Genomic DNA, 14,744 nt, shown 5'->3' with positions numbered 1-14,744 from the left:
TTTAGCGGATAGTAAGCAGGGTATCCAGCAATGAATTAGCGGTTTGCAGCAGCTGGGCGCTAGCATTGTAATACTGCCGGAACATTTCCATTTGAACGTATTCTTGGTTGAGATTGACCCCGGTTTTCTCGCTGCGCTCAACGTAGGCATCCTGGAAAGCTTTCTCCTGCGAGCTGGCCGTTTCCATCAAATTGCGGGTGGTGGTGCCGACATAGCCAATCAGGCCGGCGTAGGCGTCACTCAGCGTACCGCCATTGATTAATTTCTCATGCTGGATATTGCCGAGCGCAATGCTGTTACCGTTGTTGCCCGTCTCTTTACCGTCCGTATCTTGGGGATCTTTTTCGCTGGCGGCGGCAATTTCATCACCGTTTTTGATGCTCACCGCCACGCTGTCGGCAATACCGTTGAACGGATTTAATTGATAGCTATCGCCCTCTTGCGCATCGCCCTTCACCGCGACCGTGACCCCCTCGAACGTCAATTTACCGTCGACGAAGGTGGACTCTACTTTTCTGCCGTCAGCGGTGCCCGTGACCTGCCACGTGCCGTTCTCGAAGCGCAGGGTATATTCCTGCGGTTTCGCTACCCCGCCCTCGGCGGCCGGGTCGGTGTTGAGTGCGGTCACCGAAAGGCTGGCTTCGCCTTGGTTTTTCCCGTTGGCGATGGCGTTGGGTAACGCGTAGCTGAATAGGTCCTTACCTTTTTCGCCGTTAGCGTCATAGCCTTGCTTGTTCACCTCGTTGAAGCGTTGACTTAAATGCAGCGCCAGCTCATTTAACCGGTCACGGATCTCCGGCAAGTCCTGATTGCGAAACGCCAGTAGCCCGCCCAAAACGCCCTTGTCCAATAGACTATCCTGTAGAGGAATAATGGCGTTTTCAGCATCGCGATAGGCAATCACCTGGCGCCCCGGGTTATTATTATCGGTCGTGACTTCCAGCGCGTTGGCCTTGTCGCCGCTCACCAGCATATGACCATTACTCAACGTGACGTTGACCGCCCCGGTGCGGCTGTCAATCTGCGTGTTGATGCCGGTTTGCTGGCTCAGCGCCTGTAACAGCGCATCACGCCTGTCCAGCAGATCGTAAGCGCCGCCGCCGTCAATGCTCTGTCGGTTGCTAATCTCCCGATTCAAACTTGCCAGTTGGCCGGTCAATTGATTGATGAAGTTAACCGACTGCCGGATGTCCTGATTATTTTTCTGCTCTTGTTTGATGAGCTCATCGCTGAGTTTATTAAAGCGTCCGGTCAGTTCTTTAAGGGCCGTAAACGCACTACTGCGGTAGTTACCGTTCGTCGGCACTTTGCTAATGTCCTTCAGTGCGTTGAACAAGCTGTTAAGCTTGGTATCAATCCCGTTGTCGGTTCTGCTGAACTCCAGATCCAGCGCACTCATCTTGTCATAATGCGCGCCGCTGGCCCGCAGCAAGGTTTCCGTCCCACGCACCCGCTCATTGGCATATTCATCGAAAGCGCGGGCAACCCCCTCCACGCGCACGCCGTTGCCGATAAAGCCCGTGGCGGTCACTCTTCCCCCCGCAGCGCCCAAGATAATGTTTTGCCGGCTGTAATTGGGGTTGGTGGCGTTGGCGAGGTTGTTGCCGATGACGCTCAGCGCCTGCTGTCCGGTTTGCAAACCGCTGCTGGCAATATAATAAAGGTTTAGCATAAGGGTACCTGCTCCTGGTCAGAATGTGGCCGGCCAGCCAAAGCGTTGACGACCGGCGAGGGCTTATTTTCCTTATCGGCCGGCGGGGAAAAAACTCAAGCGCGCCGCTCAGAAAAGCGTGGCGAGATCGTGCTGATAGGCCGCCTGCGCGCGCTGCCCCACCGTTTTCAATTGCGCGATGATAGTGATCAATTTGTCGGCATAATGCGGATCGGTGGCATAGCCGGAGGATTGCAGCGATCGGGCCGCCTGTTCCGGCGTGCGGGCCTGCATGACCCGCCGATAACGGGGGTTTTCCGTCAGCAACCGCGTATAATCCCGCAGCGCCTCGCCATAAGAGGCATAGACGCGAAATTTCGCCTTCACCTTCTGCATGACCCCGTCCACCCATTCGGTGGTGGTAATTTGCGTGCTTTCGCCCCGCCAGCCGGCATCCGCTTTAATGCCAAATAAATTGTGGCTCGGCGCGCCGTGGGCGGTTCTGATTTCCCGCGCGCCCCATCCCGATTCCAGCGCCGCCTGCGCCACAATAAGCTGATGGGGCAGCCCGCTATCGCGCGCGGCCTGCACAGCCGGCGCGGTGATGCGGGCAACAAATCCGCCGGTGTCGGCGTTCAGATCCCACGGCGCGTCGACAAACGCCTCCGGAGGGAACGCCAGCCCGTCGCCGACAAGCTGCTCCGGCATAGGCCGCCGCTGGCGCGGGTCGACGACGTTGTAGGCCGGTATCCGCTGAGCGGCAGGGGTCGGCGGTGAGGCGTCGCCCCCGCCGAGCTGTCTGCGCAGGGCCTGCGCCAGCCCCACCCCGCGGGCCGTCAGATCCTGCGCCAGCTGTTGGTCGTACAGCGAGGTATAGAGCTGGGTTTGGGCGCTGGTCAGCAGTCCCTCCTGCGGGAGCGCCGCGCGCATGCTCTTGAGCATCATGTCCACAAACAGCCCCTCGACCTGGCGCGCCGCGTCCGCGACCCCCTGACTCGACGCCTGCGCGGCGCGGATTTTCATGGCCTCCAGTTGGGAAAAATCCAGCGTGGAGCCGAACAATGGGATGCCGTCACTCATCAGTTGATTTCCAATTTGGCGTTTAAACAACCGGCGCTTTGCATAGACTGCAAAATTGCCATCAAATCATTCGGCGTAGCGCCGATGCCGTTTAGCGCGCTGACAACATCATTGAGATTCGCGCCGGCGTCGATTTGCTGCAGGGCGCCCCCTTCATTGCGCACGTTGATGGCGGTGTCCGGCACCACCACCGTGCGTCCGCCGCCGAAAGGCGTGTTAGGCTGACTGACCTTATAGGTCCGATTGACTTCGACCGTCAGCTCGCCATGGGCCACGGCGCAGCTACCCAGCACCACGTCCCGGTTCATCACCACCGAGCCGGTACGCGAATTGATCACCACCACCGCATCGGCGGGGCCAAGCGTAATGGGGATATTTTGCAAGCTGGCCAGGAAACGGACTTTGCCCGGCCCGTCGCGCGGCACGGCGACGTTAATCGTGCGGCTATCCAGCGGCAGGGCGCTACGGCGGCCGAAATGACGATTGATGGCGTCGCTGATTTGCTGCGCCAGCGAAAAGTCGTCGTTATTCAACTGCAACATAATGACGTTGCCGCCGGCAAAATCCGCCGGCACGCTACGTTCGACGATGGCGCCGCCGCTGATACGTCCGCCGTTTAATTGATTCACCTGCACCCGATTGCCGCCGGCCTGCGCACCGGAACCGGAAACCAGTATATTGCCCTGCGCCAGCGCATAAACTTGGTTATCCACGCCCTTCAACGGCGTCATCAATAACGTTCCGCCGCGCAAACTTTTGGCGCTGCCGAGTGAGGAGACCACCACATCGATCTTCTGGCCGGCGCGGGCAAAAGCGGGCAATTTAGCCGTTACCATCACCGCCGCGACGTTTTTCAGCTGCATGTTGGTTCCCGTCGGCACGGTGACGCCCAGCTGGGAAAGCATATTGCGCAGGCTTTGCGTGGTGAACGGCGTCTGGGTGGTCTGGTCGCCGGTGCCGTCCAGGCCCACCACCAGACCGTAGCCGATCAACGCATTCTCCCTCACGCCCAATACCGTGGTGAGGTCGCGGATACGCTCCGCCTGAATGGACGGCGCTAGCAACAGCCCGACCACCGCGCAGAGGGATAACATCATTCTCACAACCGATTTGTTCATTCCTTATCCTTAAAAGGGGAAATAGTTAAGGAAGAAACGCTGTAACCAACCCATTTGCTGCGCTTCATTGATATAGCCATCGCCGACATATTCGATTCGGGCGTCGGAAACCAGCGTCGACACTACCTGATTGTTGCCGTCGATGGTGCGGGGGTTGACGATGCCGGAAAAACGGATGAACTCCGTGCCCTGGTTAATGGCAATCTGCTTTTCCCCCACGACGCGTAAATTGCCGTTGGTAAGGACGTCGATCACGGTGACGGTGATGGTCCCGCTGAAGGTGTTTTTAGCGGCCGCGCCCCCCTTGCCGTTAAAACCATTACTACTTTCGATATCCGTCGCCAGACGATCGCCGCCCATCAACCCGTTCAACATGCTGGGCAGAGCGTTAATGCCCAAATCCGCTTTGCCTTTACGATCGGCGTTGGAGGAGGAGCTTTTGCTGGCGCTGACGTTTTCTTGCAGCATAATCGTCAGCGTGTCGCCAATATTGCGCGGCCGGCGATCCTCAAATAGCGGCTGATAGCCATAATTCATCGCCTGGCCGGGCTGAAACACCGAGCCATTAACGGCGATGGGCATGGGCGGCGCCGGTGCCGCGGTGGTCGCGCCGGCCACCAGCGGACGAGGCGGCGGCGCGGCGCAACCGCCGAGTAAAAGTGTGGCCAGGGCAATGCCGCTTCCCCTGATAAGGGCGCGGCGCGCGGCGCGCGTGCCGTGACGCCGGCACCCGGCGAACCTTGGCGATGAAAGCTGAGTCATATTTTCCATAAAGGTGGATCACGCAGGTGAGAAGAAAAAGCGGGGCCGTACGCCGGCCCCCTAATGACGCCCCTAGAGCTGCGCGAGTCGCTGCAGCATCTGATCGGAGGTGGATATCGCTTTGCTGTTCAACTCATAAGCGCGCTGGGCCTGAATCATGGTAATCAGCTCCTGGGCGACGTTAACGTTGGAGTTTTCCAGGAATTGCTGCTTGAGCGCGCCGGCCCCGTTCATACCGGGCTTATTCTCCATCGGCGCGCCGGAGGAGGGCGTCTCGTAATACAGGTTTTCCCCCAGGCTTTGCAGACCGGCATCGTTAATGAACGTGGCGAGGGTCAATTGCCCCACTTCTTGCGGCTCGGTTTGTCCTGGCAAGGTGACGCTGACCAAACCGTCCTTGCTGATAGTCAGATTGGAGGCACCGTTGGGTATCGTCACCGCCGGCTGGATGGGATAGCCGCTCGAGGTCACCAATTGGCCGTACTGATCGCGCTGTAGTGATCCATCGCGGGTGTAGGCGTTGGTGCCGTCCGGCATCAATACCTGTAGGAAGCCCGACCCCTCAATGGCCACATCGGTGGGATTGCCGGTATTGGTCAACCCGCCCTGCAAATGGATGCGTGTCGTGGCGACGGGCCGCACGCCGGTACCCAGCTGGAGTCCGGAGGGAATCGTGGTCTGTTCGGAAGATTTGGCGCCCGGCTGGCGTACGGTTTGATAGAGCAGGTCCTCGAATACCGCCTGTTGGCGTTTAAATCCCATGGTGGATACGTTGGCAATATTGTTGGAAATCACGTCCATATTGGTCTGCTGCGCTTCGAGACCGGTCTTGGCAATCATTAAAGAGCGCATCATGATCTTTTCTCCTTCCTGGCTTAACCGATAGCCAACAGCTGATTACCGGCGCGGGCGTTATCGTTGACGTTGCTGATAACTTTCATCTGCATTTCAAAGCTGCGGGCGTTGCCTATCATCTCCACCATGGTCTGGACCGGGCTGACGTTGCTGCCCTCAAAGGCGCCGGGCGTCAGACGCAGCGTCGAGTCTGCCGGCAGCACGGCGCCGCGTTGCGCGCGCGCGGTAGCGGTGAGAGTAAACAGGCCGCTATCGTCGTGGCGCAAACTGTCGGGTTCGGGACGAACCAGCTTTAGCTGGCCAATCTGGACCAGGGTTTTTGGCTCATCGCCGTCGCCCAGAACGGACAGCGTGCCGTCCGGGCCGAAGGTGATAGCCGCGCCGGGGGGCACCGTCAGCGGTTGGCCATCGGCGCCCAGCAGCGGGTAATTCTGCACCCTGAGCCCTCCCGCGCTATCGATCTCGATCCGGCCGTTGCGGGTATAGGCTTCGCCGCCGTCGGGCAACCGCACCGCCAACCAACCGTGCTGGTCCAGGGCCACATCGAGATTGTTGCCGCTGATATTAATAGGGCCAGGGGAAAAATCGTTACCCGGCACCGACGGTACGACCAGCGTGCGGGTGGCGAGGGTCGGCCCGTTGACCGGCGCGGCGCGAAAGGCGGCCAGTTGCGCCCGAAAGCCGGTCGTCGCCGCATTGGCCAGATTATTAGCGGCCACGCTCTGTTGCGTCAGCGCGGCGGAGGCCGCGCCCATGGCGGTATATATCGCGCGATCCATGGCACATTATCCTCAGCGCATACTGACCAGCGTTTGCAGCAGCTGATCCTGGGTTTTAATCGTCTGGGCGTTGGATTGATAGTTGCGCTGCTGGGTCATCATTTTGACCAGCTCGTTGCTCATATCCACATTCGAGGCTTCCAGCATCTTGCCCCTGATGGCGCCAAAGCTACCGGTACCGGAGGTGCCGATAAGCGGTGCTCCGGAAGCGCCGGTCTCCGTCCAACAGTTATCACCGGTGGGCTGCAAACCGCCGGTGTTGGTGAAACTGGCCATCACCACCTGCGCTATCAGTTGGGTCTGCTGATTACTGTAATTTGCGATAATCTCTCCGTTATCGCCGACGGAAAAGCCGTTGAATTTGCCCACCCCATAGCCATTGGTCGACGTTTTTCCCAATGCCTTCTCGTCACCCTGTTGCGTAATGGCGGTGAGATCGATAGCGAAGTCCAGCTTCTTGGCACCGTTAAGACTCTCGCTATTCACCTGAAGGTTTTTGGAGCTATCTTTTTTGAGGTTACCGTACTCATCAAATTTAATTTCGACGTCGGTATAGATGTTTTTGCCATTCTGATCTTTTACCGGTGCGGTTTCGTCAAAACACTTCACCGTCCACTCTCCCGGTTTCTCACCCTTGATATAAAAGAGTTTGATAATGTGAAGATTACCCAGACTGTCATAGGCCTGAAACTGCGAGGGGTAGTTATAGCTCTTATCGTTAGTGGGATCGAAATCCTTAATTTCCGGCGGTTTTTCATTGGAGGGCAGATTATCGCTGTTACTGCCTTCGGTCGTTTCCGACGCCGGCATCGGCGCATCAGGCACGATAATATTTTCAAGGGGCGCGCCGCCTGAAATCGTTGGAGGCGTGCCGGTGGCTTTATAACCGGTCAGATGTTTACCCTGTTTATTAACGATCTCTCCGTATTTATTGCGATCAAACTCGCCGTTGCGGCTATAGTAAATTTTCCCACCATTATCCGCGAGGCGGAAAAAACCGCTTCCCGCAATCGCCATATTGAGATTACCCGCCCCCGTAATCATCGTGCCGTCATTAAAGTCTTGCTGCACCCCCGCCAATTGCACTCCGAGTCCTATCATCGATCCCGAAAACATATCGGCAAAAGAGGCCGACGATGATTTAAATCCGACCGTTTGCGCGTTGGCGATATTATTACCGATCACATCCAGCGCCTGCGCTGCGGCGTTTAGGCCGCTGACTCCCTGAGCGAATCCCATAGTGATAATCCTATTTAGGTGAATTGTAGTGGTATTGGATGTATAAATTAACTATTCAACCAATATGACATCCTTAAGATAAATAGCGCCGTCTAACCCCAACGCCAATTTCGCGCTGCCGTTGCTGAAAAACACATTTTCGACTTTGGCGGCCTTAAGGGCGTTTACCGTCGGACGGCTTTCGTCTTTGTTTTTTGCTTCAATGCTAACGTCATAGTGTTTGGCTTTCTCATCATTAAGAGAAGCAGCGTCAATCGGCGGTGTCGTTTGCGCCTTGCGGATATCCAATTTATAGGCGCCAGGTTTCACATCTTTGTAGTCTTGCGTATAGGTTTTGCCTTGCTCATCGGTGAAGGTCACCCGGACTTCATCCGCACCGCTGGGCAATTCAAAACCATAAGCCGTCTGCCCCTCGAACGAAACCGAAGGCTTACCGACAATAAGCACGGTACGGCCCACCCAATTGGACAAATTAACCGCCTGCACGCTATTGACCATGCCTCCCATCCCCAGCACGGTGTTATTTAATTTCTCCACCCCGAGGGCGACGTGCATCTGCGCCATTTGTGAGGCGAGCTGATTGTTGTCCATGGGATTGGTGGGATCCTGGTTTTTTATCTGCGCCAGCATCATTTGCAGAAAATTATCCATCAACTCCTGGGTCCCTACGGATTGGGCGTCCATGTCCGACGTCACGGCGCGGCTATCGCTGGTCGCGGCATCAGTGTTGCCGGCTTGCAATGCCCCGCGCGTCTGCGCATCCTGCGCGTTCAAAGCGAAATTATTCGCCGTTGACGAGGCATCCCGCGACGCCAAAAGAGTGGATGCGCCGCGGGAAAATTCCCTGGACGCCAGACCTGCTAATTCCATCGCTTTGTCCTTTACTGGCCCATCGCCAGGGTTTTCATCATCATCGACCGGGCGCTATTGATGACCTCGACATTGGCCTGATAGCTGCGTGACGCGGACAGCGTATTCACCATTTCCGCAACCCTATTGACGTTGGGCATGCGGATATAACCGCGGTCGTTGGCCAGCGGATGGCCCGGATCATAAACCAGCCGCCAGGGAGCAGGATCCTCAACCACCTGGCTCACCCGTACGCCGCCCACCGGCTGACCCGGCGCAGCATCGAGTTGAAAAACCACCTGTTTTGCCCGATAAGGCTCGCCATCGGGGCCCGTGACGCTCTCGGCGTTAGCCATATTGCTGGCGCTGACGTTTAGACGCTGTGATTGCGCCATCAGCGCCGAACCGGAGATATCAAATATGCTAAATAGCGACATACAGATTTATCCTTTGGAAAGAACAGACATCATGCTTTTGATTTGCCCATTGATGAAAGACAGACTGGCCTGATATTTCATGCCGTTATCGGCGAAATTCACCCGCTCGCGATCCATATCCACCGTATTGCCGTCCGCGGAGGGCTGATCGGGAATACGATAAAGCAAACTGTTATCGACATGGGCAACCCCCTCCGCCGGTATATGCTGCCGTGAAGTGAGTGATAAACTCAGGTTATTGCTCCGCTGTTGTCCCTGTTCAATTGCACGGCGTAATTCCCGCGTGAAAGGGATATCCCGCGCCTGGTAACCCGGCGTATCGGCGTTGGCAATATTGGCTGCCAGAACATCTTGCCGCCGGTTCAATATGTTCAGCGTGGTTTGCTGAAAATAGAGCTCTTCACCCAGTTTATCCAACATTATTTTTCACAGCCCGCTAGAAAATGAATAATTAACTATGCTAGTGGTTGCCTGCACGGGCAATGGACTAAAGAGCGACTCATTCGTCGTTTATTTAGCCTTATAATCCCGCGCCTATTTTTTCTATACTTGCCCTCATCGTTAGCGCCACTTAATCTTTGCCGAGACGCCGAGGGAAGGGTATGAAAGGATCCATGTCTTGTGGGTGGAAACCATTAAGTCAGCTGTGCCTTCTTTTATTTCCTTTAACCGTCGCGGCCGAGAACGGCGATGCTTTAGTCACGCGGCTAGAATCGCTGTTGCGCCAGCAGCGGGTGGATAGCTCTCTGGTGCAAAAAGTCACGCTCAAAACCCCGGCGAAGTTATTGCCGGATTGCCCGTCGCCACACGTGCAGTTGGCCAGCCATGGCCGGTTGAGTGGCAATATGAGCGTCACCGCCCGCTGCGGCGAGCGGCGGTATTTTCTGCAAATCCTGGTGCGCGCCCGCGGCGATTACTGGGTAGCGGCCCGCACGCTGCCCGCGGGGACATCCCTTAGCGCAAAAGATATCGTCAAGGAGCACGGGGAGTTGGTAGGTCAGGCACGCAATGTGATTTTTGCGACGCAGCCGGTAACCGGCTCGCTTACGACGCGCACCATCCAAGCCGGTCAGCCACTGGCGGCTACCCTGCTGCGCGCGCCCTGGAAAGTTCGTCAGGGCAACCCGGTGGCGGTCGTCAGCCGTGGACCCGGCTTTCAAGTTCGCCATTATGGCAAGGCCATGAGCGATGCCGCGGTCGGGGATACACTGCGGGTACGTTTGGCCTCAGGGCAAATGGTCAGCGGCGCGGTGGATAATCAAGGGGTTGTCTTGCAAAATGAACGCGCTTTCTCAAGTTTCTCCGCCCCAGGCCGATAAGCAAAACATAGGCATCCCTTCAACCCCAGGCGAGGAGTAGACTATGAGCATAGAACGCACATTACCCGCGCAGGCTATCACGGCGGTGGTGAATGACCTGCGTCACGGTCAGTCCGAGCTACCGAGAAGGCAGCCGATGTCACGCCGCGACAATCGCAGTCAAGAGATAACCCTTAGCGATACCCGATTACAAGTGCGTAGCCAAGATGTCGATGGTACCCGCGTCGCGCAACTACAGCAGGCGATCGGTCAAGGAAAGCTGATTATGGATTCAGGGCGCGTGGCTGATGCCCTACTGATCAATGCCTGGCAAAATTAATGCGATTCATTGCGCCAGGAGCCGGAGACAAGACGATAATGGATAATTTGACGCTTGCGTTACGCCAGCTCGACCAGGCACTTGATAAGCTCGGTCAGATACTACAGGCGGAGTATCAATTACTGGTGACCGTGCCCCTTCAACCCGTTGCGCTACAGGGCGTTACCCACGACAAAAGTCAGCAACTTAGCGCGGTAGCCCATTACGATGCGCTGCGCCAGCGGGCGGAAGTTGACTGCGGATTGCGGGCGCCTTATGCACGCCATCCCGATCTGGATGACCTGTGGGCGCGGATCCAGGTCCGCACCCGGGATCTCCACGAGCAGAATCGGCGCAACGGGGTGAGCCTTGAAGCCCAAATGGCCCACGTCCGTTCCCTTAGCGCCGCGATAAAGGCGCTTGCCCCGCAACAAATGTTCTATTGCGCCGACGGCGCCTCACATCACGGTATGCGGCTGCAAAATCTCGATATCAATGCCTGATTTTCATCGATTCGCGCGACGTTAGCGCGCAATACGTTTCCGTTTCCCTCCTTTGTCGCCACGCCGGCGCTGCCGCTCTTCACCAGCGGCGTTTTTTTCGCAAACGGGTCATCACGTACCCTTGACCGCGGTAAGGATAACCACCGCGACGATCGTTCTTCGTCTACCAGACAGCGTCAGTGCACGTAATACGCCTAACAATAGGGGGTGATAAAAGGACCGCGTGCCCGACCCTGCGCGAGACCGGTGCCTCGTCCGACGCGGGTGTGCCGCCTTACCCAGCCTCATTTGGCGCCGGGCGGCAGGGCATACAGCCGGGGAATCAATGCCGGTGTCATTTCGCGGGGCGTCAGTCTAAACGCCCGCATCAAGGCGTCAAACGCGGCGGCGGGATTATTCTACCGCCGCGCCAATCATCGTATTAAAGCGCACCGGCCGGTTGTCGGCGATTTCGGTACTGGCCAATACGGTCAGCTGCGGCAATGAGCGGCGCAAAAAGCGTGAAAGCATGGCGCGCAGAACGGGATTGACCAGCAAAACCGTCGGAGCCCCCAGGGTCAGCTGCCGCTGCAGCGCCCGTTCGGCCTGGACCAGCAAGCGATCCGCCACCCCCGGCTCTAGCGCGCCGCCGTTTTGTACCGCCTGTATCAGCGCCTGCTCTAACGCCACCTCCAGGCCAATGACCTGGATATCCCCGGTGCCGGGAAACCAGCGTTGGGTAATGGCGCGGGCCAATTTATGGCGTACCAGGCTGGTTAACATGTCCACATCGTTTTGCTGCGGCGCATGTTCCGCCAGGCACTCCACTATCGAGCGCATATCACGGATAGAAACCTGTTCAGCCAGTAAATTCTGTAACACTTTATGCAGGGTGGTAAGCGAGAGCACATCCGGGATCAAATCCTCCGTAAGCTTGGGCATTTCACGGCCCAAATGCGCCAGCAATTGCTGCGTTTCCTGGCGGCCAAACAGCTCCTCGGCATGCTGCATGAGCAATTGATTGAAATGGGTCGCGACTACCGTGCTGGCATCCACCACGGTATAGCCCAGCGTCTTGGCCTCATCGCACAGTACTTGGTCTATCCATACGGCCGGCAGGCCAAACGCGGGTTCCTGACAGGGGTCGCCCGGCAGCGTATCGCTGGCGCTGCCGGGATCTATAGCCATCCAGCGCTCGGGATAGGTATCCCCGCAACCGATTTCCACGCCGTGCAGTAAGATGCGGTAGTGGGTCGGCGGCATTTCCAAATTGTCGCGAATATGTACCACCGGCGGCAGATATCCCATTTCACGGGCGAATTTTTTGCGGATCCCCCGTATGCGCTTCAACAGCTCAGCCCCCTGGCTGCTGTCCACCATCGGGATCAGCCGATAGCCTACCTCCAGCCCGAGGGTATCCTCAGGCTGCACGTCATCCCAACTGGCCTCCTCGCTCTGCCGCGTTTCCGGCGCCGGGTTATCCCCCAGCGCGCCCGCCGTCGCCGTCTCCCCGTGCATAACGGCGTGACGGCGCAGCAGCCACGCCATGCCGAGCAGCATTAGCGTGAACAGCAAAAACACAATGTTGGGCATCCCCGGCACTAGCCCCAACAAGCCAATCACCGCCGCGGACAGCATCATGACCCGAGGGTTATTGAACAACTGGCTGACCATTTGCTCGCCCACGTCTTGATGGGTGGCCACGCGCGTGACAATAACGCCGGCGGCGGTCGAGATGACCAGCGCCGGTATTTGCGCCACCAGACCGTCGCCGATAGTCAGCAGCGTATAGGTTTCCCCCGCGCGGCCGAGATCCATTCCGTGCTGCATGACGCCCACCAGCAAACCGCCGATCAAGTTAATGGCCATAATCAATAATCCGGCGATGGCATCACCGCGGACAAACTTGCTTGCGCCGTCCATGGAGCCGTAAAAATCCGCCTCTTGCGTCACCTCCGCGCGCCGCTGTTTGGCTTCCTCTTCGCCGATAAGGCCGGCATTGAGATCGGCGTCGATGGCCATTTGTTTGCCCGGCATGCCGTCCAATACAAAGCGTGCGCCCACTTCAGCTATACGGCCCGCGCCTTTGGTGATAACCATGAAATTGATAATCACCAGAATGGCGAACACAACGATACCGATAGCGAAGTTGCCGCCGACGAGGAAATGGCCGAATGCGTCGATAACCTGCCCCGCCGCCGCTTCCCCTTGATGCCCCTGCAATAAGATTACCCGCGCCGAGGCGACATTGAGCGCCAGCCGCAGTAGGGTGGAGAATAACAGCACGGTCGGAAAAGCGGCAAAATCGAGGGTACGCTGGGTGAACATCGCCACCAGCAGGATCATTATGGATAACACGATGTTAAAGGTAAAAAAGAGGTCCAGGGCGAAAGGGGGCAAAGGCAGGATCATCATCGACAGAATCATGATAATCACCACCGGACCCGCAAAGATTTGCCACCTGGTCTGACTGAAATCGGTTAAATGCAGTTTAGCTACCAGGTTTACCATTAAAAATACTCCCTTTTGCACAATCCAATGCTTTCGGTACGGTGAGTTTGCTCGGTTGCCGGGGCCGCAAACCCCCTTGCTTGCGCCAGCGACGCAAGCCATACACCCAAGCCAGCACCTCCGCCACGGCGCCATAGAGCGCTACCGGAATAACGCCGCCTATCTCGCAGTGCCGGTAGAGGGCCCGGGCCAGCGGCGGCGCTTCCAGAATGGGGATCCCCTGCTGCTCCGCCCGCTGACGAATATTTAGCGCCACGACGCCGGCCCCTTTCGCTACTAGCCGCGGCGCGGTCATACGCAACTGTTCATATTTCAGCGCCACCGCATAATGGGTCGGGTTGACGATCACCACATCGGCGTTCGCCACATCCTGCATCATTCGCCGCTGCGCCTGCTGACGCTGGCGCTGGCGAATCAGGCTTTTAAGCTGCGGATCCCCTTCCTGTTCTTTGTATTCTTCGCGAATATCATGGCGCGACATCCGCAGCTTTTTCAGATGGCTGAATAACTGATACAAAATGTCGAACCCCACCACGGGTAGCAGGGCGAGGATGATAAGCAACACGCACTGGCGGATAAGCGACAGACTTTCCGCCATGACCGTAAGGGGCGCCCCCTGCGCCAACTGCGTCATCCGCGGCCAAACAAACCACAACGCGGTGCCGCAGGCGCCCCCCACCAGACAGACTTTGAACAGCGTCTTGGTAAGTTCAGCCATCATCTGCATGGAAAACAGGCGCTTCAGCCCGCTAAAGGGGTTCAAGCGTTTAAGATCCAGACTGACGGCCTTACTGCTGAACAACACGCCACCGATCAACATCGGCGACCCGGCGGCCACCAACGTCACGCCGAGGAATAGCGGCGCGCTCGCCAGCAGCGCCTGCCGCACCAGGCCGGAAAATTGGGCCAGCAACCAACTCCCCTCGCCGTTGATGTGAAGATCAAACGAGAGCCCGCTTTGCAGCATCCGCCCCATACCGCGAGCCAGATGATCTCCCGCCAGCCATAGCAGGCTCCAGCCAGACAGTAACATCAGCCACGACACCAGTTCTTTGGAACGCGGTACCTGGCCTTCTTTGCGCGCTTTTTGTAATCGGTGGGGAGTGGGCGCTTCGCTTTTTTCCAGATCGCTTTCTTCCGCCACGGCACTCTGCCCTCGCGTAGTGAATGAGTGATTTCAGGGCTTTTAGCCTACGTGAGGAAAGGGGAACCGATAAGGTGAAAAAGCGCCGGATCCGCGCGGCTTTTACCAGACCAAGCACCCACCTGCGGCGAGCGGAAGGCGCCGGCGCCAGAGACCGCGCGGCGAGCGTTCGCGATGGCCGCGCCGCACGGTCAGTTAGCGCATCGTGCTAGGGGGATAA

The 14,744-nt window shown here is 57.6% G+C and carries 15 protein-coding genes; 3 read left to right on the top strand and 12 right to left on the bottom strand.

The genetic code is table 11. From position 1 onward, the window contains the following. Nucleotide 1 precedes the first annotated feature (1 nt). The 10 genes from flgK to flgB form a co-directional block, all read right to left on the bottom strand. A complete protein-coding gene (gene flgK / locus SANT_RS00700) occupies nucleotides 2–1,672 on the bottom strand; it encodes a flagellar hook-associated protein FlgK (protein WP_025420407.1) in 1,671 nt (556 codons plus the stop codon). A 108-nt stretch (nucleotides 1,673–1,780) separates the two neighbouring features. Beyond that, a complete protein-coding gene (flgJ, locus tag SANT_RS00695) occupies nucleotides 1,781–2,734 on the bottom strand; it encodes a flagellar assembly peptidoglycan hydrolase FlgJ (RefSeq protein WP_025420406.1) in 954 nt (317 codons plus the stop codon). Then, entirely contained in the window at nucleotides 2,731–3,828 is a 1,098-nt protein-coding gene (locus tag SANT_RS00690; protein WP_025420405.1) for a flagellar basal body P-ring protein FlgI, read from the bottom strand. The genes flgJ and SANT_RS00690 overlap by 4 nt, the downstream gene beginning before the upstream one ends. A gap of 30 nt (nucleotides 3,829–3,858) precedes the next feature. After that, nucleotides 3,859–4,620: a flagellar basal body L-ring protein FlgH gene (locus tag SANT_RS00685; RefSeq protein ID WP_025420404.1), complete on the bottom strand. Its 762-nt coding sequence runs from the start codon at nucleotides 4,618–4,620 to the stop codon at nucleotides 3,859–3,861. A gap of 63 nt (nucleotides 4,621–4,683) precedes the next feature. Next, on the bottom strand, nucleotides 4,684–5,466 hold the full coding sequence (gene flgG / locus SANT_RS00680) for a flagellar basal-body rod protein FlgG (RefSeq protein WP_025420403.1): 783 nt from the start codon (nucleotides 5,464–5,466) through the stop codon (nucleotides 4,684–4,686). Nucleotides 5,467–5,486: 20 nt separating this feature from the next. After that, nucleotides 5,487–6,245, bottom strand: a complete 759-nt coding sequence (locus SANT_RS00675; RefSeq protein ID WP_025420402.1) for a flagellar basal body rod protein FlgF — start codon at nucleotides 6,243–6,245, stop codon at nucleotides 5,487–5,489. 12 nt (nucleotides 6,246–6,257) lie between these two features. Beyond that, the gene (flgE, locus tag SANT_RS00670) at nucleotides 6,258–7,484 is read right to left on the bottom strand and encodes a flagellar hook protein FlgE (RefSeq protein ID WP_025420401.1); all 1,227 of its coding nucleotides are present in this window, start codon (nucleotides 7,482–7,484) and stop codon (nucleotides 6,258–6,260) included. Between the two features lie 51 nt (nucleotides 7,485–7,535). Further along, nucleotides 7,536–8,354: a flagellar hook assembly protein FlgD gene (locus SANT_RS00665; RefSeq protein WP_025420400.1), complete on the bottom strand. Its 819-nt coding sequence runs from the start codon at nucleotides 8,352–8,354 to the stop codon at nucleotides 7,536–7,538. 11 nt (nucleotides 8,355–8,365) lie between these two features. After that, entirely contained in the window at nucleotides 8,366–8,770 is a 405-nt protein-coding gene (flgC, locus tag SANT_RS00660; protein WP_025420399.1) for a flagellar basal body rod protein FlgC, read from the bottom strand. Between the two features lie 6 nt (nucleotides 8,771–8,776). Beyond that, entirely contained in the window at nucleotides 8,777–9,190 is a 414-nt protein-coding gene (gene flgB, locus SANT_RS00655; RefSeq protein ID WP_025420398.1) for a flagellar basal body rod protein FlgB, read from the bottom strand. Between the two features lie 182 nt (nucleotides 9,191–9,372). Between flgB and flgA the strand changes: the two genes are divergently transcribed. Genes flgA through SANT_RS00640 form a run of 3 tightly spaced genes read left to right on the top strand, consistent with a single transcriptional unit; the run spans nucleotide 9,373 to nucleotide 10,890 of the window. Beyond that, on the top strand, nucleotides 9,373–10,089 hold the full coding sequence (flgA, locus tag SANT_RS00650; RefSeq protein ID WP_025420397.1) for a flagellar basal body P-ring formation chaperone FlgA: 717 nt from the start codon (nucleotides 9,373–9,375) through the stop codon (nucleotides 10,087–10,089). 43 nt (nucleotides 10,090–10,132) lie between these two features. After that, entirely contained in the window at nucleotides 10,133–10,408 is a 276-nt protein-coding gene (gene flgM / locus SANT_RS00645) for a flagellar biosynthesis anti-sigma factor FlgM (protein ID WP_025420396.1), read from the top strand. 38 nt (nucleotides 10,409–10,446) lie between these two features. Then, nucleotides 10,447–10,890, top strand: coding sequence for a flagella synthesis protein FlgN (locus SANT_RS00640; RefSeq protein WP_025420395.1), 444 nt, complete (start codon nucleotides 10,447–10,449; stop codon nucleotides 10,888–10,890). A 393-nt stretch (nucleotides 10,891–11,283) separates the two neighbouring features. On the opposite strand, the gene flhA is transcribed toward SANT_RS00640, so the two are convergent. Further along, nucleotides 11,284–13,380, bottom strand: coding sequence for a flagellar biosynthesis protein FlhA (flhA, locus tag SANT_RS00635; RefSeq protein WP_025420394.1), 2,097 nt, complete (start codon nucleotides 13,378–13,380; stop codon nucleotides 11,284–11,286). Continuing rightward, complete coding sequence (gene flhB / locus SANT_RS00630; protein ID WP_025420393.1) at nucleotides 13,361–14,524, bottom strand: flagellar biosynthesis protein FlhB; 1,164 nt, start codon at nucleotides 14,522–14,524, stop codon at nucleotides 13,361–13,363. The genes flhA and flhB overlap by 20 nt, the downstream gene beginning before the upstream one ends. Nucleotides 14,525–14,744: the final 220 nt, after the last annotated feature.

Source organism: Sodalis praecaptivus, from assembly GCF_000517425.1.
Lineage (GTDB): Bacteria > Pseudomonadota > Gammaproteobacteria > Enterobacterales > Enterobacteriaceae > Sodalis_A > Sodalis_A praecaptivus.
This window is presented reverse-complemented; position numbering and strand designations above follow the sequence as displayed.

Coding starts and splice junctions, on each gene's coding strand:
- flgK (WP_025420407.1), bottom strand. CDS start 1,672: ATGCTAAACCTTTATTATATTGCCAGCAGCGGTTTGCAAACCGGACAG.
- SANT_RS00690 (WP_025420405.1), bottom strand. CDS start 3,828: ATGATGTTATCCCTCTGCGCGGTGGTCGGGCTGTTGCTAGCGCCGTCC.
- SANT_RS00685 (WP_025420404.1), bottom strand. CDS start 4,620: ATGGAAAATATGACTCAGCTTTCATCGCCAAGGTTCGCCGGGTGCCGG.
- flgG (WP_025420403.1), bottom strand. CDS start 5,466: ATGATGCGCTCTTTAATGATTGCCAAGACCGGTCTCGAAGCGCAGCAG.
- SANT_RS00675 (WP_025420402.1), bottom strand. CDS start 6,245: ATGGATCGCGCGATATATACCGCCATGGGCGCGGCCTCCGCCGCGCTG.
- flgE (WP_025420401.1), bottom strand. CDS start 7,484: ATGGGATTCGCTCAGGGAGTCAGCGGCCTAAACGCCGCAGCGCAGGCG.
- SANT_RS00665 (WP_025420400.1), bottom strand. CDS start 8,354: ATGGAATTAGCAGGTCTGGCGTCCAGGGAATTTTCCCGCGGCGCATCC.
- flgC (WP_025420399.1), bottom strand. CDS start 8,770: ATGTCGCTATTTAGCATATTTGATATCTCCGGTTCGGCGCTGATGGCG.
- flgB (WP_025420398.1), bottom strand. CDS start 9,190: ATGTTGGATAAACTGGGTGAAGAGCTCTATTTTCAGCAAACCACGCTG.
- flgA (WP_025420397.1), top strand. CDS start 9,373: ATGAAAGGATCCATGTCTTGTGGGTGGAAACCATTAAGTCAGCTGTGC.
- flgM (WP_025420396.1), top strand. CDS start 10,133: ATGAGCATAGAACGCACATTACCCGCGCAGGCTATCACGGCGGTGGTG.
- SANT_RS00640 (WP_025420395.1), top strand. CDS start 10,447: ATGGATAATTTGACGCTTGCGTTACGCCAGCTCGACCAGGCACTTGAT.
- flhA (WP_025420394.1), bottom strand. CDS start 13,380: ATGGTAAACCTGGTAGCTAAACTGCATTTAACCGATTTCAGTCAGACC.